This window comes from Acinetobacter genomosp. 33YU (assembly GCF_001990725.1).
Lineage (GTDB): Bacteria > Pseudomonadota > Gammaproteobacteria > Pseudomonadales > Moraxellaceae > Acinetobacter > Acinetobacter seifertii.
In genome coordinates, this window is record NZ_LFZQ01000047.1 from 1 (window position 1) to 285 (window position 285).

At 40.0% G+C, this 285-nt stretch carries 1 protein-coding gene; it reads right to left on the reverse strand.

Going from position 1 to position 285, the window contains the following annotated elements; translation table 11 throughout:
* Window positions 1-285, reverse strand: a 285-nt coding sequence (locus AC056_RS19645) for an Ig-like domain-containing protein (RefSeq protein ID WP_167370377.1), incomplete at both ends; no start/stop codon positions are given.

Below are 285 nucleotides of genomic sequence, written 5' to 3' on the forward strand. Positions count from 1 at the left end.
ATTAGTAACTTGACTGTTTACTGTTGGTACCGTTGGATCGGTAGTATCAATTACTAATTCATCTGTCGTTACATCAGTACTTGTGTTTCCTGCTGCATCAGTAGCGGTTACACTTACATCATACGTTCCTTCTGGAATCTCATTTCCTGTTGGAATTGTTAATGTCCATGTTCCATCACCATTGTCTACTAAGTTTCCGTCTCCTTCTGTATATGTTACTCCATTTACCGTTACCGTTATCGTATCTGCTGAATCTGCTGTTCCTGTGATTACCGGTGTAGTATC